Source organism: Salinicola sp. LHM (genome assembly GCF_034479735.1).
Lineage (GTDB): Bacteria > Pseudomonadota > Gammaproteobacteria > Pseudomonadales > Halomonadaceae > Salinicola > Salinicola salarius.
The window spans coordinates 3,395,626-3,414,272 of record NZ_CP140261.1; the positions used below are offsets into that span (position 1 = coordinate 3,395,626).

The following is an 18,647-nucleotide window of genomic DNA, read 5'->3' on the forward strand; positions in this document are numbered from 1 at the left end:
GCTTCAGAACTGCGTCGCTTCGTAACCCGGCACGGCCTGCGCGAAGTAGCTGTCGGCTTCCTGACCGACGCCGCCCAGCCCCTTGAACACGAAACGCAGGAACAGGCCTCGGTCGGTGTAATCGTCTTCGATGGTGTTGGCAGTGTCATTGTCCTCGACCCATTCGCGCCATACCACCTGCACCGCGCTGCAGCAGCTGTTGAACTGGACACCGGCCAGGGTTTCCAGATCGCGGCTGTTGGTATTGTCGTAGAGGTAGCGGCCGATCAGATCCAGGGACGACGTCGCCTTGTAGGCGAACGACACGTCGAAATCTTCCCGGTCGTAGCCCAGACGATCCTCCGCCTCACCCGAGGGATCGAACCCTTGGAGTTGCCAACGGTAGCCAAGGTTCACTACGTGACCGACAGGACTCAGATACTGGAGATACGCCGACGTTCGTTCGGTGGTGGAACGATCGGGATCGTAGAACCACTCGTAACGCGAGCGCCACTGGTCGTTGATGCGCCAATCGAGCTGGGTGATGACCGGCGAACGATCGCGGGTGGCGCGATACCAGTCCTCGTAGTTGGTTTCCTTGTCCGGCAACGTATCCGGATCGCCTTCAATGTCGATGTTGCGATCGGAGAAGTAGGCACTCTGCCCTACAGAGAGCGACAGCCGCTCACGACCGGTATCGTCCTCGAGGAAGCGCGTCGAGGCCCCATAAGAGAGCTTGTTGACGTCTCCCACGCGATCGGCGCCCGTGAACCGGTAAGGCGACCACAGCTGGCTCCAGGAGACCGAACGCTCGTCGGTATCGAACTCCGGGAACTCCGACTGGTCGCGCTCGGGCACGTAAGCGTAGTAGAGACGCGGCTCGAAGGTCTGTTTCCAGTCGCTGTCGAACAGCGACACGTCGCGCTGGAAGATCAGCCCGGAGTCGACCGAGTAGACCGGCACGGTGCGCGACAGGCTCTCGTCGCGGTCGGTATCCCGGTTGCCGTAGTCGAGTTCGTAATTGGTCTGCCAGAGCTGGAAGCGCGGCTCGAGGAAACCCCAGCTGGGCTGAGCACGCCAGCCGACCGCCGGTGTCAGGTTGATTCGCGAACCGTTGGCCGCTTCGCGCAGCAGTATGCGACGCGTGTTGCCGGTTTCCTCGTCTTCCCAGAAGCCGTCGCTGTCGACGCCTTGCAGATCGCGCCAGAAGTAGGTCGCGTTGGAGTTCCACTCCTGGTAGAAGCCGTTGTCCTGCTGCCAGCGCGCGTTGGCGGTCAGGCTCGGCAACTGATAGTAAGGACGGTCGTCCTCGTCCAGCGGGTAGTCCATCCGCTGGTAGCCCTGCGCCCGCGCATCGAGATTCCAGGTCGTGCCTTGATAGCTCAGCCGCGCCAGGCGTTCGAGATACTCGGTATCCTGCTCGCCGAAGTCGCGACCGAAGTCATCGAAGTAGCGCCCGTCACTCGCGGCGCCGTAGCGCATGGCGTAATCCAGCCGTTCGGTGAACCGACCGTAGTGGCTGTAATCGACGTACCAGCGATCCTCGCCGTCGAAGGCGTCGTCGGGATCGTTGGGGTTGTCGCTCTCGCCACCGTTGTCGTTGGGCAGGTAGGAGCCTTCGATCGAGCCCTGGTCGCTGCCGAACAGATAGCGGAATTCGCCACCCAGCATGAAGCCGTGATCGGAGATGACCCGCGGCGTGATCGTGGCGTCGTAATTGGGCGCCAGGTTGAGATAGTAGGGCTGGCTGTAATCGAGACCGTCGCTGGAGATTCCCATCGTCGGCCATAGAAAGCCGCTTTGACGCCGATCATCGATGGGGAAACGCACCCAAGGCCAGTAGAAGACGGGGACGTCTCCCATTTCCAGCCGCGCGTTGGATGCGGTGCCGAACCCCTGCTCGCGATCGATGGTGACGTCGCTTCCCACCAGACGCCATAGCCGGCTATCCGGTGCGCAGGTAGTGAAGCTGGCCTCACGCATGCGGTAGCGGCCATCGGCGAGACGCTGCATCGACTGGGCGTCGCCTCGAATCCGCTGATCGTGAACCACGTAGTGCGCGTCATCGATACGCGCGGCATCGCTGTCGAGCGATACCTGGCCTTCTTCGCCACGTACCAGCATGCCCGGATAGCGAATGGCCAGCGGCCCGTCGGCGAATGCCGTGTCGCGCGCGGCATTGACGCGAACCCGCGGCGATTCCAGCTGGCTCTCGCCGCGCCGCAGCACGACGTTCCCGCCCAGGATGGTTTCACCGTCGTTGCCGTACAGAGCCGATCCCGAGTCGGACAGCACCTCTTCGGGGGTCTTGCCTTCGGGCAGCAAATAGCCCGGTTCGATATAGCGGCCACCACACAGGGCGCCGGCCGGCGCTTGATCGCCCCATGGCGCCCAATCCAGTTGATCCGCGGGTAACGGTGCGGGGGGCGCCGCCTGGGCCGTCGATGAAATCAGGCCAGTCAGGGCAGTCCAGACCAGTCGCTTGCCCATGTCCTCTGTGTCCTTGCCGAGTGGAGTCGGTATTATACAGACCTCGACGGGAGTTGCCGCGAAGCCATTCCTTGTTGAACCGTCCGAGTGTCTACCGCGTCTATTACATCGAATTCGACGGCACCTTTCGATTTGGCGATGCGGGCCAAACGCGGCACACTGCTCGCCAGCCGTTCGATGTCTCGCCGTCGCGCTCGAAAACGTATCGCCCTGCACCCGATCGATGCATCGACGACTCGCACGGCGCACCCAGATTAGGGCCCAGCATGCGGTGCCATCTCCGGCCCGTCAACTCGCCACGCGAGCTGGCCGCGGCGACGCATCGACACGCCCTATCATCACGACCGGAAGCCTGCATGACCTTGCGCCTCGACTCCCTTCGTCACTGGATCGCCACCCAGCACCATCTTTCACCCGATGAATGCCGATGGAAAGCGGTCGCCGGCGATGCCAGCCTGCGCGGCTACTGCCGTGTCACCTTTCCCGACGCCACCACCCGGATCGTCATGGATGCGCCGCCGGCATTGGAAGATAGCGGCCCCTTCGTGGCCATCGGCCGGGAATGGCACGCCGCAGGGCTACCGGTGCCAACGATCCATGCCGTCGACCTCGAACAGGGATTCATCGAGCTCGACGATCTCGGCAATGATAGCCTGCATCACCAATTTGATACCGATGCCGGCGCGCGGGCGGGCACCGCGCAGGCGCTCGACCTGCTCGACGCCATCGAACAGCGCGCACCGTTCTCCTCGTTGCCGCGCTACGAGCCCGCGTTTCTCGAGGAAGAGATGGACCGCTTCCCCGACTGGGGCCTGACGCGCTGGCTCGGGATCGAAACGCCGCCACAGTGGCCGGAGGTCAAGCGCCATCTGCTCGACAGCATCGCCAGACTCCCCACCGTCGCCGTGCACCGCGACTTCGACGCCATGAACCTGATGATCCGTGAGGACCGGCTGTGGATCATCGATTTCCAGGGCGCGCTGGCCGGGCCGCTCGGCTACGATCTGATTTCGCTGCTGCGGGGGCGCTACCATCGCTGGTCGCGCCAGCAGATGGACGACTGGATCGAAGGCTTCCGCCAGCGCTGCCTCGCCGCGGGGCGCATCGCACCTGACATCGACGCCCGAGCGTTCCGCACGAGCGTCGAGGCGATCGGCGCCCAGCGCCAGTTCAAGATCCTCGGCCAGTTCTGCCGGCTCTGCCTGCGCGACGGCAAGCCGCGCTATCTCGAATGGCTGCCCCACTTCTACGCGCATCTCGACGACGGACTGGAAGCACTGCCCGCCCTCGGCGACTTCCACGCCTGGCTACGCGAAAGCTATCGCCCGGCCATGGAAGCGCGCCTGGCCGAGCACCGCGCGGCCAACGGCGGCGGAGGCGACTCATGAAGGCGATGATTCTCGCCGCCGGCCTCGGCACCCGCATGCGCCCGCTCACCGACCACTGCCCCAAGCCGCTGCTGCCGGTCGCCGGCAAACCGCTGATCGTCCATCATCTCGAACGTCTGGCAGCGGCGGGGATTCACGACATCGTGATCAACGTCAGCTACCGAGCGCAGCAGATCATCGATGCGCTCGGCGACGGCGACCGTTACGGGGTCTCGCTCACCTTCAGCGTCGAAGAGACCCCGCTGGAAACCGCCGGCGGCCTGCGCAAGGCGCTGCCCGCGCTCGGCGGAGCGCCTTTCGCACTGGTCAACGGCGACGTCTGGACGGACTTCCCCCTCGAGCGGCTGGCATTGGCCGAAGGCGACCTGGCCTCGCTGGTGATGGTGGACACCACCGATTTCCACCGTCGCGGCGACTTTCACCTCGATACCGACGGCCGCCTGCATGCCGAAGGCGAACCGCGCCTGATCTACGCCGGCCTGGGCGTCATCCGCCCCCAACTGGTTGCCGATCTGCCGATCGGCATGGTCGCCAAGCTGGCGCCGCTGCTGACCGAGGCCATGCAGGAGGGCCGTGTCGGCGGCTGGCACCATCGCGGCGACTGGGTCGATGTCGGCACCCCGCAACGGCTGGCCGAACTGGAAGCCAGGCTGCGGTCATGACGGCGCGGACATCACCAGCAAGCGCCGGGAATGTTATCCTGCCCTCATCGATCAACACGTGATTCGACAACGAATCCCCAGCAAGGAATTCTCCTCATGAAAGCCACAGTCAAATGGACCGACGGCCGCCAGTTCGTCACCGAATCCGGCAGCGGCCATAGTGTCGTGATCGACGGCAACCCGGACCACGGCGGCCGCAACACCGGCCCGCGGCCAATGGAAATGGTGCTGATGGGTCTCGGCGGCTGCACGTCGTTCGACGTCATCCAGATTCTCGAAAAGGCCCGCGCCAACGTCACCGACTGCGTCGCCACCCTGGAAGCCGAGCGCTTCGACGGCACCCCCAGCGTGTTCACCAAAATCCACGTCCACTTCGTCGTCACCGGCAAAGGGCTGAAGGATGCCGTGGTGAAGCGCGCCGTCGACCTCTCCGCCGAGAAATACTGCAGCGCCTCGCTGATGCTCGCCAAGGGCGGCGTGGAAATCACCCACTCCTACGAAATCGTCGAGGCGTAAGACGCGAGACGCGAGACGCGAGACGCGAGACGCGAGACGCGAGACGCGAAGAGCAGGCTCCTGCCGCAAACGCAAAATGCCAGCGATGCTTATCGCTGGCATTTTCGTTATATGCCCCATCTCCACCTCATTCTCCCCTCCCCATCCTGCCCACCAATTTCTCCTCGATTTTACCGTTTACCCTCCAGTTACAATATCGCCGGCCGATATTCGAAAGAAGCCATTTACGCCATAGCGCGACAAGATTTGTCGCCCTTTCTTGCTAGCGTGAGATGACTTTCATTTACGAATCGAAAGGTCTGTGAGTGTCACAAGCTAAAGATACTATCGCCCGTCTGCTGACGTTGTTACGTCACATTCCCCGCGCACCCGGCTATATCGCCACGACTACCTTGCTGGAAAAATTGCGCGACCGCGGGTTTTCAGTCGACATGCGTACCGTGCAACGTGATCTGAATCGACTCTCGAGCATGTTCTCCTTGATGTGCGACGAGCGCGTAACGCCCTATCGCTGGAGCTTCACCAAGGACGCCTCACTGGATCTCAGGGACATTGACCCATCCGCTGCCCTGGCCCTCTACCTGGCGGAAGGCCACCTGACATCTCTACTGCCTCAAAGCGTGCTCGATCTACTGGCACCGCAATTTCGTCGCGCGCGCGATTATCTCGATGGTCTTGAAGAAAATGGCCTAGCCGACTGGGCGCGTCGGGTGCGCACCAAACCCAATGGCAAGGCCCTGCAACCGGCACAGGTAGATAGTGCCGTATGGCAGGCCGTGTCGATGGCGCTGCTGGAACGCCAATGCCTGAAAGTCAGTTACCTCAGCCGCAGCAAGGAAACGCTCAAGGAACTGATGATTCATCCGGCAGGGTTCGTCTCCCGCCACTCCATCAGCTATCTGATCGCTACCGTCGAAGGCTACGACGACCCGCGCCAATTCGCCCTTCACCGTATCAAACACGTGGAATGCCTCGACACACCAGCAAAAGAATACGCCTCGTTCGATATCGACGAATTTTTGAACAGTGGATTCAACAACCCGGCCCCTATAACGGAAGTCGAACTGATTGCCGATGTTTCTCCATCGATCGCCTGGCTTTTGAGCGAAACCCCATTGAGTGCCGAACAACGGCTGGAAGCCCTGCCAGACAGCGACTGGTATCGGCTGCACGCCAAGGTACCCGATGATCAGGAAACCTTGTGGTGGGTGTTTGGGTTAGGGGAAAACATCGTTGTTTATGCTCCAATCCAGATGAGGAATTCAATCATAGAAAAAGGTCATCATATGCTTTCGCGGTATTCCCCAACTATGGCTACAAGTAGATACAGTCTGTAAACCCTAACCATCAACACTAGATAGGAATATAAAATGACATACAACCCCCTTTCAGAACTCAGCAATGAGGAACTTCGCAAAATCCGTGACCGCATCCGCCAAACCAAGATCAACGTCTTGTTAGTAGGCGGAACCGGCGTAGGAAAAAGCTCGACTATTAATGCCTTATTCCAAAGCCATGAGAAGAAAAGCGATGCCGTGGTTGGAGAGGGGACTACACCCGAAACCATGGAAATTGGCGATTATGCACTGGAAAACCTCGTCATCTGGGATACGCCAGGGCTGGGCGACAGTCCAGAAAAGGACAAGGCACATCAGGAGAAAATCGTCGATCTACTGCATCGAAAGGATGAGAATAATCAACCCCTGATTGACTTGGTATTTCTGATCCTGGATGCTGGAAGCCGGGACTTCAGTTCTGCTTATATCTTGATCAGGGATGTTATCCTACCCAATCTGGACGAGAGTGATCAGAACCGTATTTTGATTGGTCTAAACCAAGCGGACCAAGCCATGAAGGGTCATTATTGGAACAAGGAAGAGAACAAGCCAGAATCCAAATTGGTCGAACGATTGGATGAACTCTCCCAGACCGTCAAAAATCGCATTAAAAATGATACAGGCTTGGATATCGATCCTATTTATTACTCGGCCGGATGCATGATTGGTGGAGAAGTGTTATCAAGACCATACAACTTGCAGAAACTTCTTAGCTTCATACTGGATAGGTTGCCCAAAAAAAAGAGAGTAACTATTGCCTTCAATATTAACAAAAACGAGGCCAACTTCCAATCCAATGATGGTAAAGACGACTACCATGAAAAGGCAGAACAGTCTATCTGGAATTCAATAAAAGAGATAGCCAAAGATATAACTGAAAAACTCGCAAAGGAATTAGGGGACATTATTATCGACCCTAACAACATAAAATTGGCTATCACAACACTCCTCTCCTTGATTAAAAAAGCAAAATAAGGATAAAAATAATGGCCTATCGCGAAGATTCGGAATTAAAATTTCTCGGAGAGATGTCGAGCGCCGATTTGAATGATCTAGTGGAATGCTTGACCAAAGACAAGGGGGGAGACCCTCTCTGGACAGAAGAACTGACGCAAAGCGATTCATATAAGCTCTATTACCCAGATCACTCCAAGTACTGGCCTTTCATTGCTGCCGAACTGCAATGTTTTGGCGCAAACAGCCTGGCGACACTATTAAGAGCAGGGAAAGGCGTCCTATACAAAGAGGTATTAACCGATGTCTGTGACAAATTAAAAGTTAAATATGACAAAAAAGGCAGTGTTTTGGAAATCGAAAACAAACTGCTGGAAAAAATCCTCGACGATACGTTGGAGAAGATGTCGGATGCAGAACGCGCCGAATTTGCTAAAACCATCGGCATCGCCAACTTGGAAACGTTCACTCCGCACGCCCTCTCTGCCGCGATCCAACTGGCGTTCAAGGCTGGGGGATTCAGGTCCTTTCAGTTGACGGTTATTGTTGCCAATGCAGTGAGTCGAGCGGTCCTAGGCCGTGGACTGGCTCTTGCAGGAAATGCCGCCTTGATGAGAACTACAGCACTGTTAACTGGTCCTGTAGGATGGGCACTGACGGGGGCTTGGACTGTGGTGGATATTGCTGGGCCTGCCTATCGGGTCACAATGCCAGCAGTCATTCAAGTGGCTCTACTTCGCAAAAAACACCAAGCCGAACGGGATGGCATCTTGAAAGATATATATGTAGGGTCCCGGATGATCGGATCGCCTATAGAAGTTATCCTCTGCTAGCAGCGAGAGAGCTTCTTCAGCAATTCATCCGGGAGCAAGTTCATGGACATCAAGCTGCATAAACAAGCGACCACGACACCGAAGATCCGGGCCGAGATCCAGGCAGCGCCCTCCAGCATCACGGATAGCGAGCTGGCTCGCCAGTATGGCGTCGCCACCGCGACCATACGGCGCTGGCGCTACCGTGACGATGTCCATGATCGATCGCACACGCGTCACAACCTGCTGGCCACGCTCACGCCCGAGCAGGAGGAGGTGCTGATCGCAGCACGCGAATTCCTTCGCCTCGGCCTGGATGATCTCCTCGTCGTGGCGCGTGAGTTCCTAAACTCCCGGTTGTCTCGCTCCGGCCTGCATCGCATGCTCCAGCGGCGCGGCGTGCCGACACTGGCGGAACTGGCTCGGCAGGACATCGGAGATGACGAGAAGCCGAGGCACAAGCCCTTCAAGGACTACGAACCGGGGTATGTGCACATCGACATCAAGCACCTGCCTCGGATGCCCGACGAGCAGCAGAAACGCTACCTGTACGTCGCCATCGATCGCGCCACGCGTTGGGTGTATCTGGAGATCCGAAGCAGTCAGTCCGCGAAGGATGCTCGCGCGTTCATGAAGCAGGTGGAAGAGAAGGCGCCCTTCAAGATCCAGACGGTGCTGACTGACAACGGCAAATCCTTTACCGATCGCTTCACACGTGCAGGTGAGCGCAAGCCCAGCGGCCGGCATCCGTTTGACCAGGAGTGCCAGGCACATGACATCGAACACCGCCTGATCAAGCCGGGAAAGCCGCAAACGAACGGCATGGTGGAGCGCTTCAACGGCCGCATCAGCGACGTGCTGGCGACTCGGAGCTATGCCTCAGGCGAGGACCTGGAACAGACGCTGAAACGCTATACCTGGCTGTACAATCACCACATCCCGCAGAAGGCACTGCACCATCAATCACCTATTGCGATGATGAAAGAATGGCAGACTAAACGGCCTGACTTATTTACCAGGCGGGTGGTTAATCACACGGGACCCGACAGATATAGAAGAAGAGATGAACAAGTGATTCACGACTTATAGGACGTCAAGGCAATTTTTCTTGTCATCCATCAAAAGCACCACATAAAAATAATACAATATAGCGGTGCTATTAGAACCACAAGAAACATTAGTGTCGCCCAAGTGAAATCCTAGGCTTCGTTACAAACAAGAAAAACATTACTCCCACCACCGGATAACACGCATCGCCCCACAGGGCATGCGGGTTATCCATCATCACCGTAATCACCAGCGGAACAAGCTGGCTCATGAGTCTGACGCAGTCTCGTAGCTGATCACGATTGACGGCGCTATTCCAGGTGGCACCTCCATGAATCAGTTGGTTGCGCAAGGTGTAGATACGGTTGAAGACGACGCCGAGCAGTTCAGGGGTATTGCCGTTGGCAAGCGCTTGGTGGGCACGCCGCTTGCCCTCCGTGAAGCGTTTCTGCCATTCGGCCTCGTCTATCTTGCCACTATGGAAATCCCAGAAACTCTGGAAAACATAAGGATTATCCAGCAGTACGCGAATGGCGCCTGGGAATGTCTGCCAGACTAGATTGGAAAGGCATTGGCTGGTGTCGAGATCGCAGAGCTTTTTCAAGAACTCCCTGAATGTCGCCTGTTCGGAAAGACGGTAGCGCTCGTCGATTTCCGTGGCATAGGCGGCATTGAAGGCGATCCACAAGAAAATGAAACGTCCGTCGTCATCCTCGAACTGTTCGGCGCGGTTGAGCCAGCTCAATGCACGATGCAATCGCAGGCTGAGATTCACGGGCTGGCTATCTCGTTCCTGGCGGTGGCGCTGTTTCAGGGTCGCGTATTGCATGTGACGTTCCTTCACGGAGAGTCACACAACGATATCAAACAATAGGCGACAAGGCGGCTTTTCGAGGCTTTGAATGGAGCGATTCGCGCGACACAGCTTGCCGCCCTGTGCTGGCATAGTGGCTATTGAACCGGCAAATAGCGTATGCGACGTCAACTACTTTGGCCGCTTGGCGACAATTAAAATGGCCGGTTGGGTGGGGTAGTTGTCGTCAGTCCGACGACCCAGCTTTTCCTCCTTGTAATTGTCGTTGATAAGCACGCTTACGGTAGCTCTCCCCGCTCAGCTCCATCAGCGTGGCGTGGTGCACCAACCGGTCGATGGCGGCCACGGCCATCATGCTGTCGGGGAAGATACTGTCCCAGGCGCTGAACGGCTGGTTGGCGGTGATGATCAGGCTGGCCGACTCGTAGCGATGGGCGATCAGCTCGAACAGCACTGACGTCTCGGCCTCGCTGCGTTGGACGTAGCCGATATCGTCGATCACCAGCACGGCGTACTTGTCGAGCTTGATCAGGGCGTCGCTCAGGCGCAGTGCCTGCTTGGCAGCCTGGAGCTCCTGGACCAGGCTTGAGGCGGTGGCGTAGCGCACCCGGTAACCCTGGTCGACCAGCGTATGCCCGAGCCCGGCCGCCACGTGGCTCTTGCCGACGCCGGAGGGCCCAAACAGCAGCAGGTTGTGAGCCTGGTCGACCCACTGCGTGTCGCCGGCCAAGGCGCTCAGTTGCTGGCGCTGCTCGGCCGCGATGGCGTCGAACTCGAAGGACTCCAGCGTCTTGCCCACCGGCAGCCGGGCCTCCTTGAGGTGCCGGGCCAGCCGGCGTCGCTCACGCTCGGCCAGCTCGTGCTCGCATAGGGCGGCCAGTGTTTGTGGCAGGCTCCAGTTTTCGGCTCGGGCGCGGGTTTCCAGCTGGGGCCAGCAGGCGGCCATGGTGGGCAGGCGGAGCTGTCGCAGTAGCAGCGGCAGCGTCTGGGCATCAGGCATGGCAGCACACCTCTGTGGTCGGCACGCTGGGCACCAGATGGTTGTAGCTGGCGATGTCATGCTGAGTCACCTGGGGGAAAACCAGCGTGGCGCTCGGCGTGGCGGCGAAGCGGGCCTGGAGCTCGGCCAGCGTCGGGCTCTTCCCGCGCGCCAGGGCGCCCAGCCAGTAACTGGCGATCGCCTCGGCCTGGTCCTGCTCGGCGGCCAACGCCAGAGCGCCAACGATGCGCTTGCAGGCCTCGGCGACCGGCAAGGCGGCGGTCAGCCGGGCGTACAGCTCGCGCCACTCCGCACTCGGCAACAGGTCGTCGCGGAACGTCAGCCCCGCCAGCGCCCGGGGCTTGCGGACCAGCCAGCCGATCACATGGCGGTAATCGATGACCCGCAACCGGCCGCTTTCCGGCGTGGCATGCAGCCGCCTCAGCGTCAGCAATGCTTGCTGTGCGTGATGCAGCACCAAGCGATCATCGTAAAGGTGCACCCGCAGGTTCTCGCCGATCAGCCGGGACGGCACCGAGTAGAGCACCTTGCGCACCTGGATGGTGCTGGAGGTAGTGACGCGCACCGTCACCTCGCTGTAGTCGGTACCGGGCCGGCTGGGCAGTGGCTGCAGCGCGCCACGCTCGACGGTGATCCGGGCCGCGTTGCGGCGGTTGATCGCGGTGGTCACCTCATCGAGGAAGGCCTGGTAGTCATCGAGGCTAGCGAAGTCCTGGGAGCCGCGCAGCGTCAGGCGCTGTTGCAGGCGCCGCTTGAAGTGGCCATGTGGCGACTCGATGCTGGCGTTTTCATGGCCGCGCCCTGGGTTATTACGGGTGGCCGTCATGCCGTAGTGAGCGCACAGGGCAGCATAACGCTCGGTGAGGTCGGCTTCCGCCTCCCGGCCGAGGTTGCGGAAGGCCGCCGACAAGCTGTCGGTGCGGTGCTCCGCGGGGACACCGCCAAGCCGCTCCAGCGCACGGGTCAGGCCTTCAGCCAGCGCCGGGTAGCTCTCGCCACCGAGCACCACCCGGACATAACACCAGCCGCTGTAGGCCAGGCGGAAGTGGTAGAGCCGGTGATCAAGCAGCTCCCCTGCCACGGTAATGACAATCCCCTTGAGCTCGGTGAAGTCGGAGAGGCCGCGCAGCCCGGGGCCATGGGTTTGCGGGAACATTACCTCTTTCTCCGGGCCGTGCGCGGCTCGCCAGCCCTTGACCCGGCGCTGCAGGGTTCGCAGCAGGCTGTCCGGGTACTGGCCGGGGTGCTGCTCCTGCAACCACTCCAGCAGGGTCAGTGCCTGCAAGCCCGGGGCGGCGGCCAGCTGGGGGACGAGCGTGGTCTCCCACACATCGGCGAAGGGGTCGGGCCGGGTTCGCCAGTGCCGTGATGCCGGCGGCTCGGAGGACTCGGCCCGGCGTTCGAGGCGGCGAGCGGTTCTGACGGAGAGGCCGGCCTTGGCGGCGGCGACCTCCTGGGTCTGGCCTTGTTGACGTTGCGACATATAGAGCGTGACCTGTTGGCTGGTGACCGCCATACCGGCTCCCTGGTGGGTCGGGACAAGCGGTCAAGCTTAGGGCAACCGGTCACAGTAGTTGTCGTCGGCCGGCCAGAGTAATTGTCGCTCTATAAAATAGCGCGTAAAATCTCCCACTCTGACATTCAAGCAGGTAACGAGGAAGCCGAATGAGCCAGGCCAATTCACCTTTGGTCAACTTCTATCGAGGAGAATCTCCAGACCATAAGGGACGCTACATCGAAGTTATCTGGGCAATGTCACCCTTTTGGCTGGAACATACCCATGACTATATTCAGTGGCTGTTTCCGATTCCAGAGGCGGGGCGTTTCAATGGCTTCGCGCCGCTGCTGGGAGAGAGGGAGCGGGCCGCCTTCGCTGCTGACGAAGTACTTCGGGCCAACCAGCACAGCTCGTTAGATGTGATGCTGGCGTTCTTCGGGCTGACTCGCCGGGAGCTCATCATTGAGGCGCTGCCCGAACTCAACATGCGCAAGCATATCTGGCTGAAACGGGGCGGCCACAACCATCTGCGTATCTCGCGGATCATCCGCAGCCTGCACCTCTGCCATCAGCCATCCTTGGCCCAGGCCCTTCAGTCAGCCGTAATCAAGATCGGTACGGAACAGGGCATCGTTTCGGATACATCTATTCAATACTGGGCAAGAGCGCATGAAGCATAGGTAGCACTATCACTTTTCTCCCGGCATACCGGCAATGATGGTAAAGCCATAGAACCCTACGCTTGGTATGCCCTCGACCAGACTATCTCGTCGCTTCGAAGTCATGACCGGCCTTCCCAATGACTGATAATAACTAAAGTAACAGGTCTCAGTCTCATTGCTGTAGGCAGAGGCTTCAAGATGATTCACGATATTATGATGGGTTGTAACAGAGAGATCCTGCCATTTAGGGATCTCGTCTTGCAATTTTTTACTATCAATATGCAGGTAAATAGCCATAGGGAGTTTAACTACTTTCTTTTTCAGCGCCTTTCCCAAACTGGTCGTATCAAGCTCTCGTAGCTGCTTAACGGCCTTCCTCCATGGACGGACCAAGCGCTGCGTTGGAGAACCTTCCTGTTCCATAAAGCGGGCATTGGCTGAAGCCCTGATGACTTTCAGTTCGACAAGAAAGCTCGTGCTTCGATAATCGAAAATGATATCTACTCGCCCCTTGCCATTCTCGCCTTCTGATTCCCTGGCTACCTGAACTTCAGTCGCCACATGACCAACTTCCGATTCGAACTCTCTGATTAGTGCCTTGACCAACAATCCGTATAATTCACGTTCATTGGGAATCCGTGTATTTCCAATAAACTCCCGTGTATCTTCTTCATTGAAAACGTCTCCCAAGGCACTGCATAACCTCACCATCATGTCACGTGTAACGCGTGCCCCTCGCTCCCTATCCGGGTTGCTGTAATACAGCGTCTTGGATTCATATTGGGTGACTTTCACTTATCACTCTCCATATAGGCTTTAAACACTACCACCGACGATCTGAATGGATCGATTCAAGCGACACAGCTTGTCGCCCTGCGCTGGCATAGTGGCTATCGAATCGGCAACCAGAACGGAAAATCATGCCTATCCCTGCCAAGCCAATCCATTTCTCTTGCCCTGCCTGCGAGTGGGAGAAAATCACCCTGCCTTCCAGTGATGTTCTCGTGCCGGGCCGGAGCTGGTTCCGCCAGTGTCCGCAGTGCGAGCATGATCAATTGGACTCCAGGCCGGCAACGCTGAGGGAAAGATGGCAGCTTGGCATCGAGTGGCTTTCTTCATCCCATCATGGTTAGGCCGTATCGGTTGATGGTTGCCTAAAACCCCGAAGACGCTGGAGATCACCATGAATAAACGTTTGTGCCTTTCGTTCCTGTTGTTCTGCGCCATGATTGCGGCAGGCCGCTCAGCCACCGCCGGCACCTACGAGTGGACCTCCGGCTGGGGTATGGGCGTGAGTGAGCACCTGGTGGATGACGGCAATGGCAACGAATTGAACGTTTCCTGCCCAGACTACGCGGAAGACGGCTATGTCAGTGCCTACGCCACCATTCATGGCAAGTCATATAGTTCGGAGGATGAGGGGTTCGATGTAATCGTCGATGGCGAGACCTACACCAACCCTTTCTATACCGACTGCCACGTTTGCGGTGCCAATTTCCCCGCTTTCTGGGAAGTGCTGCGCAAGGCCAATCGGTTACAGATTTCCGCTGAAGGCAGCAAGGTCACTTTGCCAACCAAGAATATTGCTGCCGTTCTCAAGCCCCTGGACAGTCCCGAAAATAGCTGTCGTTCCGCCTGGTAGCGGTGTTTCCAACGTCTGACCGGCACGTTTCGAACCAGTTTGCCAATGACAGTGCATACGCTTGTCGACCTAACCAAGGAAAAACCTATGCTCAAGAACATTCTCGCCGCTATCGGGCTGGCCGTGGTCGCCAAGGCGGCCTATGAACATTACCGTGAATACAGCGAACTCAAGCGCGAGAGAACGACTCGTGGCGACACATCCGAAGCGGAAATGTGACCAGTGCAAGCTGGAAGCCAAGCTCAAACCACGTCCACTTATCAAATCAAACGATTTGGTTTTTGCTTTTGGCCTTTCTTGCGGCTTCAAGCTTATGGCTTACAGCTTCGGGCGAAGCCCGGTTCAGATCCGATAAACGCTTTTCGTCATGACCTTCGACACCAGCCGCATGCCCCACTTCACCGGTAGCGGGAAGCGGCTGCCGCCGGATTCCAGCGCCCAGCGTTCGTGCTGCGCTTCGTCGATAGACATCTGCTCCAGTACCGCCCGCGAGCGCTTGTCGTCGATCGGCAGCTTGCGCAGATGCGACTCGAGATGGCGACCCACCTGCTCCTCGGTGGCGGCGACGAAGCCGAGACTGACACGGTCGCCGATCGCGCCGGCCAGCGCGCCCAAGCCGAAGGAGGCGGCGTAGAACGCGGGGTTGAGATAGCTGGTGCGGCTGTCGAGCTCCTGCAGGCGCTGGTCGCACCATGCCAGGTGATCGATCTCCTCCGCGGCGGCTTCTTCCATGCGTTCGCGGGTCTCGGTCAACTTCGCCGTCAGGCCCTGGCCCTGATAGAGCGCCTGCGCGCAGACCTCGCCGGTATGGTTGATGCGCATCAACCCCGCGACCTGACGACGCTGCTCCTCGTCGAGAAAGCTTTCGGGTTGCACGTTGGCCGGGGATGGGCGACTCGGCTGGGCCGCCTTGGGTACCAGCGTGCGCAGCACGGTATCGAACTGATGGATCAGATTGTCGGCACGGGAAATCTGGCGTGTCATCGGAGTCTCCTGGCGGTCTGGCAACTGAACAAGGTCGGTCACTGTCGAGTGGGCCGGCGCGCGTTGCGCCGTTGCCCTCAGCCCGGCGGCCACTGCATCCGGCGCCCGCCCAGCAGATGCATGTGGATATGATAGACCGACTGCCCGCCCGCTTCGTTGCAGTTCATCACCACGCGGTAGCCGTCCTCGGCGAATCCGAGCTGCTTGGCCAGCTTGGCGGCGGTGTACTGCAGCCGGCCGATCAGCGCCAGGTCTTCTTCCTCGATGTCGTTGAGGGTGGCGATCGGCTTCTTGGGGATGATCAGAATGTGCGTGGGTGCCTTGGGGTCGATGTCGTTGAAGGCCAGTACCTCGTCGTCTTCGTAGACAATGTCTGCCGGTATCTCGCGATCGATGATCTTGCTGAAAAGTGTCGGCTCCATGAGAACTCCTGATATCGAAATGATGTCCCGGCCTCAGCGAAAGCGTCGCTGGGCCAGCAGCTGTCGTACCTGCGGCGCGAGGATCAGATCCATCGCCAGCGACAGTCGCGCGCCGGGCACGACCAGCGTGTTGGGGCGACTCATGAAGGCATCATGAATCATGGTGACCAGATAGGGGAAGTCGACGGCCGCCGGGTCGCGGAAGCGGATGACCACGAAGGATTCGCCATCGTTGGGTACGTCCTGAAGCTCGAACGGGTTGGAGGTATCGACCGTCGGCACGCGCTGGAAGTTGATGTGCGTACGGGAGAGCTGGGGCTGGATATAGCGCACGTAGTCGTGCATGCGGCCCAGAATCGTGTCGATGACCGCCTCCTGGGAGTAGCCCCGCAGCTTGGTATCGCGATCGATCTTCTGCAGCCATTCGAGATTGATCGTCGGCGCCACGCCGATCAGCATGTCGACGTGGCGGGCGATGTCGACCTCGTGGGTCACCAGGCCACCATGAAGCCCCTCGTAGAGCATCAGGTCGGTGCCGCTGGGGATTGGCTGCCAGTCGGTGAAGGTGCCGACCTGCCAGCCCGCCTCAATCATGCGCTTGTCTTCGGCATGAATGTAGTGGCGGTAGGTCCCCTTGCCGCTCTCGCCGTACTCCTGAAACAGCGCGTCGAGCCGGTCGAGCAGGTTGGCGTTGACCGAGAAGTGAGAAAGCTCGGCCTTGCGCTCCGGCTCGGTCTGCAGAATCTGCGCCAGCTCCGCCCGCGAGTAGCGATGGAAGGCATCGCCGTCGATGAACGCGGCGTGCACGTCCTCGCGGGCGAACATGCGCTCGAACGTTCGCTTGACCGTGGTGGTACCGGCTCCCGACGAGCCGGTCACCGCGATGATCGGAAATTCACGCGACATGCGATGCCTCTCTGTTTCGCCAAACTCGCTTTCGCCAGATCAGCGCGCTGCCGCGGCCATTCGATTTGGCCCCGCAATAGCTCGACAGATCGAGCCGGCGATTGGCCGGTCGTTGGCGCATCGCACGCTGCATGGCGGGTTTCCTTGTCTCTATGACGCCCGATCGTTCAGGACGACTGACGTTCTCGGGCAATGGCGCGATGGGCGATGTCGCGGCGATATTCGGCGCCGTCCCAGCGGACCATCTCGAGCCCGGCATAGGCCTGCGACGTCGCCGCGCCGACCGTGTTGCCGAGAGCGGTCACACATAGCACGCGCCCGCCGCTGGTGACGACGCGACCATCGTCGCTCATGCGGGTACCGGCGTGGAACACCTTGCAGCCGGCCGCGTCCGCCGCGTCGAGCCCGGTGATCTCGTCACCCTTGCGATAGCTGCCGGGATAGCCTTTCGCCGCCAGCACCACGCCCACGGCGGCACGGGAATCCCATTCGCACTCGACCTGATCGAGACGCCGTTCCAGCGCGGCCTGGCACAGCGCCACCAGATCGCTCTTCAGCCGCATCAGGATCGGCTGGGTTTCCGGATCGCCGAAACGACAGTTGTACTCGATCACTCTAGGGGCGCCGTCGGCATCGATCATCAGCCCGGCGTAGAGGAAGCCGGTATAGGGGTGGCCTTCGGCGGCCATGCCCCGCACCGTGGGCAGGATCACCTCATCCATGATGCGTCGATGAACGCTATCGGTGACCACCGGCGCCGGCGAGTAAGCGCCCATGCCACCGGTGTTGGGCCCGGTATCGCCGTCGCCGGCGCGCTTGTGATCCTGGCTGGTGGCCATCGGCAGCACGTGCTCGCCATCGACCATGACGATGAAGCTGGCCTCCTCGCCCTCGAGGAAATCCTCGATCACGACCCGCGCTCCGGCATCGCCGAAGGCGTTGTCCTCGAGCATGTCACGGATCGCCGCTTCGGCCTCGGCTTCGGCCATCGCCACTACCACGCCCTTGCCCGCGGCCAGCCCGTCGGCCTTGATCACGATCGGCGCGCCCTTCCGCCCGAGGTAGGCCAGAGCGGATTCGACCTCGCTGAACGTCTGGTAGTCGGCGGACGGAATCGCGTGGCGTGCCAGGAAGTCCTTGGTGAATGCCTTGGAGCCCTCGAGCTGCGCGGCGCCCTCGGTCGGGCCGAAGATGGCCAGCCCCGCTGCCTGGAACGCGTCGACGACGCCGGCGACGAGCGGCGCTTCCGGCCCGACGATCGTCAGATCGACGGCGTTGTCACGCGCGAAGACGATCAGCGCTTCGCTGTCCATGACATCGATGGCAACGTTGGTCAGCCCCGGCTCCCGCGCGGTGCCGGCATTGCCCGGTGCCACGAAAACCGTCTCGACCTGCGGTGATTGTGCCGCTTTCCATGCCAGCGCATGTTCGCGCCCGCCCCCGCCAATGATCAGAACCTTCATCGCTAACCTTCTTCTGTCGAGCCTTGATTGGCTGAGTGAGTGGCTGAGTGAGAGAGTGAACGGGCATTATG

Annotated in this window: 19 protein-coding genes; 10 read left to right on the forward strand and 9 right to left on the reverse strand. The window is 59.7% G+C overall.

Going from position 1 to position 18,647, the window contains the following annotated elements; translation table 11 throughout:
* Positions 1–3: 3 nt before the first annotated feature.
* Entirely contained in the window at positions 4–2,469 is a 2,466-nt protein-coding gene (locus R5R73_RS15450; RefSeq protein ID WP_322527977.1) for an LPS-assembly protein LptD, read from the reverse strand.
* 356 nt (positions 2,470–2,825) lie between these two features.
* Here R5R73_RS15450 and R5R73_RS15455 point away from each other — a divergent pair, with 356 nt between their 5' ends.
* The 7 genes from R5R73_RS15455 to R5R73_RS15485 all read left to right on the forward strand — a co-directional run bounded on the left by R5R73_RS15455 (position 2,826) and on the right by R5R73_RS15485 (position 9,227).
* The gene (locus R5R73_RS15455; protein ID WP_322527978.1) at positions 2,826–3,857 is read left to right on the forward strand and encodes an aminoglycoside phosphotransferase family protein; all 1,032 of its coding nucleotides are present in this window, start codon (positions 2,826–2,828) and stop codon (positions 3,855–3,857) included.
* Complete coding sequence (murU, locus tag R5R73_RS15460) at positions 3,854–4,519, forward strand: N-acetylmuramate alpha-1-phosphate uridylyltransferase MurU (protein ID WP_071231378.1); 666 nt, start codon at positions 3,854–3,856, stop codon at positions 4,517–4,519. The genes R5R73_RS15455 and murU overlap by 4 nt, the downstream gene beginning before the upstream one ends.
* A gap of 96 nt (positions 4,520–4,615) precedes the next feature.
* The gene (locus R5R73_RS15465) at positions 4,616–5,035 is read left to right on the forward strand and encodes an OsmC family protein (protein ID WP_110630446.1); all 420 of its coding nucleotides are present in this window, start codon (positions 4,616–4,618) and stop codon (positions 5,033–5,035) included.
* Between the two features lie 305 nt (positions 5,036–5,340).
* Positions 5,341–6,372 (forward strand): WYL domain-containing protein, encoded by a 1,032-nt coding sequence (locus R5R73_RS15470; RefSeq protein WP_322527979.1) that lies wholly within the window; start codon positions 5,341–5,343, stop codon positions 6,370–6,372.
* Positions 6,373–6,405: 33 nt separating this feature from the next.
* A complete protein-coding gene (locus tag R5R73_RS15475; RefSeq protein WP_322527980.1) occupies positions 6,406–7,347 on the forward strand; it encodes a GTPase family protein in 942 nt (313 codons plus the stop codon).
* Positions 7,348–7,358: 11 nt separating this feature from the next.
* Positions 7,359–8,159, forward strand: coding sequence for a DUF3944 domain-containing protein (locus tag R5R73_RS15480; RefSeq protein ID WP_322527981.1), 801 nt, complete (start codon positions 7,359–7,361; stop codon positions 8,157–8,159).
* A gap of 42 nt (positions 8,160–8,201) precedes the next feature.
* Positions 8,202–9,227 (forward strand): IS481 family transposase, encoded by a 1,026-nt coding sequence (locus R5R73_RS15485; RefSeq protein WP_322527982.1) that lies wholly within the window; start codon positions 8,202–8,204, stop codon positions 9,225–9,227.
* 88 nt (positions 9,228–9,315) lie between these two features.
* Here the strand turns inward: R5R73_RS15485 and R5R73_RS15490 are convergent, their stop codons facing one another.
* The 3 genes from R5R73_RS15490 to istA all read right to left on the reverse strand — a co-directional run bounded on the left by R5R73_RS15490 (position 9,316) and on the right by istA (position 12,515).
* Positions 9,316–10,014: a HEPN domain-containing protein gene (locus R5R73_RS15490; protein ID WP_071231373.1), complete on the reverse strand. Its 699-nt coding sequence runs from the start codon at positions 10,012–10,014 to the stop codon at positions 9,316–9,318.
* Positions 10,015–10,225: 211 nt separating this feature from the next.
* Complete coding sequence (istB, locus tag R5R73_RS15495) at positions 10,226–10,999, reverse strand: IS21-like element helper ATPase IstB (RefSeq protein ID WP_322527534.1); 774 nt, start codon at positions 10,997–10,999, stop codon at positions 10,226–10,228.
* Entirely contained in the window at positions 10,992–12,515 is a 1,524-nt protein-coding gene (gene istA, locus R5R73_RS15500) for an IS21 family transposase (RefSeq protein ID WP_416221188.1), read from the reverse strand. The genes istB and istA overlap by 8 nt, the downstream gene beginning before the upstream one ends.
* Positions 12,516–12,664: 149 nt before the next feature.
* Between istA and R5R73_RS15505 the strand changes: the two genes are divergently transcribed.
* Positions 12,665–13,177, forward strand: a complete 513-nt coding sequence (locus R5R73_RS15505; RefSeq protein ID WP_071231372.1) for an opioid growth factor receptor-related protein — start codon at positions 12,665–12,667, stop codon at positions 13,175–13,177.
* 9 nt (positions 13,178–13,186) lie between these two features.
* On the opposite strand, the gene R5R73_RS15510 is transcribed toward R5R73_RS15505, so the two are convergent.
* On the reverse strand, positions 13,187–13,954 hold the full coding sequence (locus tag R5R73_RS15510; protein WP_110635558.1) for a hypothetical protein: 768 nt from the start codon (positions 13,952–13,954) through the stop codon (positions 13,187–13,189).
* Between the two features lie 388 nt (positions 13,955–14,342).
* Between R5R73_RS15510 and R5R73_RS15515 the strand changes: the two genes are divergently transcribed.
* Together R5R73_RS15515 and R5R73_RS15520 are read left to right on the forward strand one after the other, a co-directional pair.
* Entirely contained in the window at positions 14,343–14,801 is a 459-nt protein-coding gene (locus tag R5R73_RS15515; protein ID WP_071231370.1) for a hypothetical protein, read from the forward strand.
* Between the two features lie 87 nt (positions 14,802–14,888).
* The gene (locus R5R73_RS15520; protein ID WP_277354971.1) at positions 14,889–15,020 is read left to right on the forward strand and encodes a hypothetical protein; all 132 of its coding nucleotides are present in this window, start codon (positions 14,889–14,891) and stop codon (positions 15,018–15,020) included.
* A gap of 123 nt (positions 15,021–15,143) precedes the next feature.
* Here the strand turns inward: R5R73_RS15520 and coq7 are convergent, their stop codons facing one another.
* The 4 genes from coq7 to purD all read right to left on the reverse strand — a co-directional run bounded on the left by coq7 (position 15,144) and on the right by purD (position 18,576).
* The gene (gene coq7 / locus R5R73_RS15525) at positions 15,144–15,785 is read right to left on the reverse strand and encodes a 2-polyprenyl-3-methyl-6-methoxy-1,4-benzoquinone monooxygenase (protein ID WP_110635555.1); all 642 of its coding nucleotides are present in this window, start codon (positions 15,783–15,785) and stop codon (positions 15,144–15,146) included.
* 77 nt (positions 15,786–15,862) lie between these two features.
* Positions 15,863–16,207 (reverse strand): histidine triad nucleotide-binding protein, encoded by a 345-nt coding sequence (locus R5R73_RS15530; protein ID WP_071231368.1) that lies wholly within the window; start codon positions 16,205–16,207, stop codon positions 15,863–15,865.
* Between the two features lie 33 nt (positions 16,208–16,240).
* Positions 16,241–17,113 (reverse strand): phosphoribulokinase, encoded by an 873-nt coding sequence (locus tag R5R73_RS15535; protein ID WP_071231367.1) that lies wholly within the window; start codon positions 17,111–17,113, stop codon positions 16,241–16,243.
* A 167-nt stretch (positions 17,114–17,280) separates the two neighbouring features.
* Complete coding sequence (gene purD, locus R5R73_RS15540) at positions 17,281–18,576, reverse strand: phosphoribosylamine--glycine ligase (RefSeq protein ID WP_322527983.1); 1,296 nt, start codon at positions 18,574–18,576, stop codon at positions 17,281–17,283.
* Positions 18,577–18,647 lie beyond the last annotated feature (71 nt).

Coding starts and splice junctions, on each gene's coding strand:
- R5R73_RS15515 (WP_071231370.1), top strand. CDS start 14,343: ATGAATAAACGTTTGTGCCTTTCGTTCCTGTTGTTCTGCGCCATGATT.
- R5R73_RS15465 (WP_110630446.1), top strand. CDS start 4,616: ATGAAAGCCACAGTCAAATGGACCGACGGCCGCCAGTTCGTCACCGAA.
- R5R73_RS15505 (WP_071231372.1), top strand. CDS start 12,665: ATGAGCCAGGCCAATTCACCTTTGGTCAACTTCTATCGAGGAGAATCT.
- purD (WP_322527983.1), bottom strand. CDS start 18,576: ATGAAGGTTCTGATCATTGGCGGGGGCGGGCGCGAACATGCGCTGGCA.
- R5R73_RS15475 (WP_322527980.1), top strand. CDS start 6,406: ATGACATACAACCCCCTTTCAGAACTCAGCAATGAGGAACTTCGCAAA.
- R5R73_RS15485 (WP_322527982.1), top strand. CDS start 8,202: ATGGACATCAAGCTGCATAAACAAGCGACCACGACACCGAAGATCCGG.
- R5R73_RS15535 (WP_071231367.1), bottom strand. CDS start 17,113: ATGTCGCGTGAATTTCCGATCATCGCGGTGACCGGCTCGTCGGGAGCC.
- istA (WP_416221188.1), bottom strand. CDS start 12,515: ATGGCGGTCACCAGCCAACAGGTCACGCTCTATATGTCGCAACGTCAA.
- murU (WP_071231378.1), top strand. CDS start 3,854: ATGAAGGCGATGATTCTCGCCGCCGGCCTCGGCACCCGCATGCGCCCG.
- R5R73_RS15490 (WP_071231373.1), bottom strand. CDS start 10,014: ATGCAATACGCGACCCTGAAACAGCGCCACCGCCAGGAACGAGATAGC.
- R5R73_RS15450 (WP_322527977.1), bottom strand. CDS start 2,469: ATGGGCAAGCGACTGGTCTGGACTGCCCTGACTGGCCTGATTTCATCG.
- R5R73_RS15520 (WP_277354971.1), top strand. CDS start 14,889: ATGCTCAAGAACATTCTCGCCGCTATCGGGCTGGCCGTGGTCGCCAAG.
- istB (WP_322527534.1), bottom strand. CDS start 10,999: ATGCCTGATGCCCAGACGCTGCCGCTGCTACTGCGACAGCTCCGCCTG.
- R5R73_RS15480 (WP_322527981.1), top strand. CDS start 7,359: ATGGCCTATCGCGAAGATTCGGAATTAAAATTTCTCGGAGAGATGTCG.
- R5R73_RS15455 (WP_322527978.1), top strand. CDS start 2,826: ATGACCTTGCGCCTCGACTCCCTTCGTCACTGGATCGCCACCCAGCAC.
- coq7 (WP_110635555.1), bottom strand. CDS start 15,785: ATGACACGCCAGATTTCCCGTGCCGACAATCTGATCCATCAGTTCGAT.
- R5R73_RS15530 (WP_071231368.1), bottom strand. CDS start 16,207: ATGGAGCCGACACTTTTCAGCAAGATCATCGATCGCGAGATACCGGCA.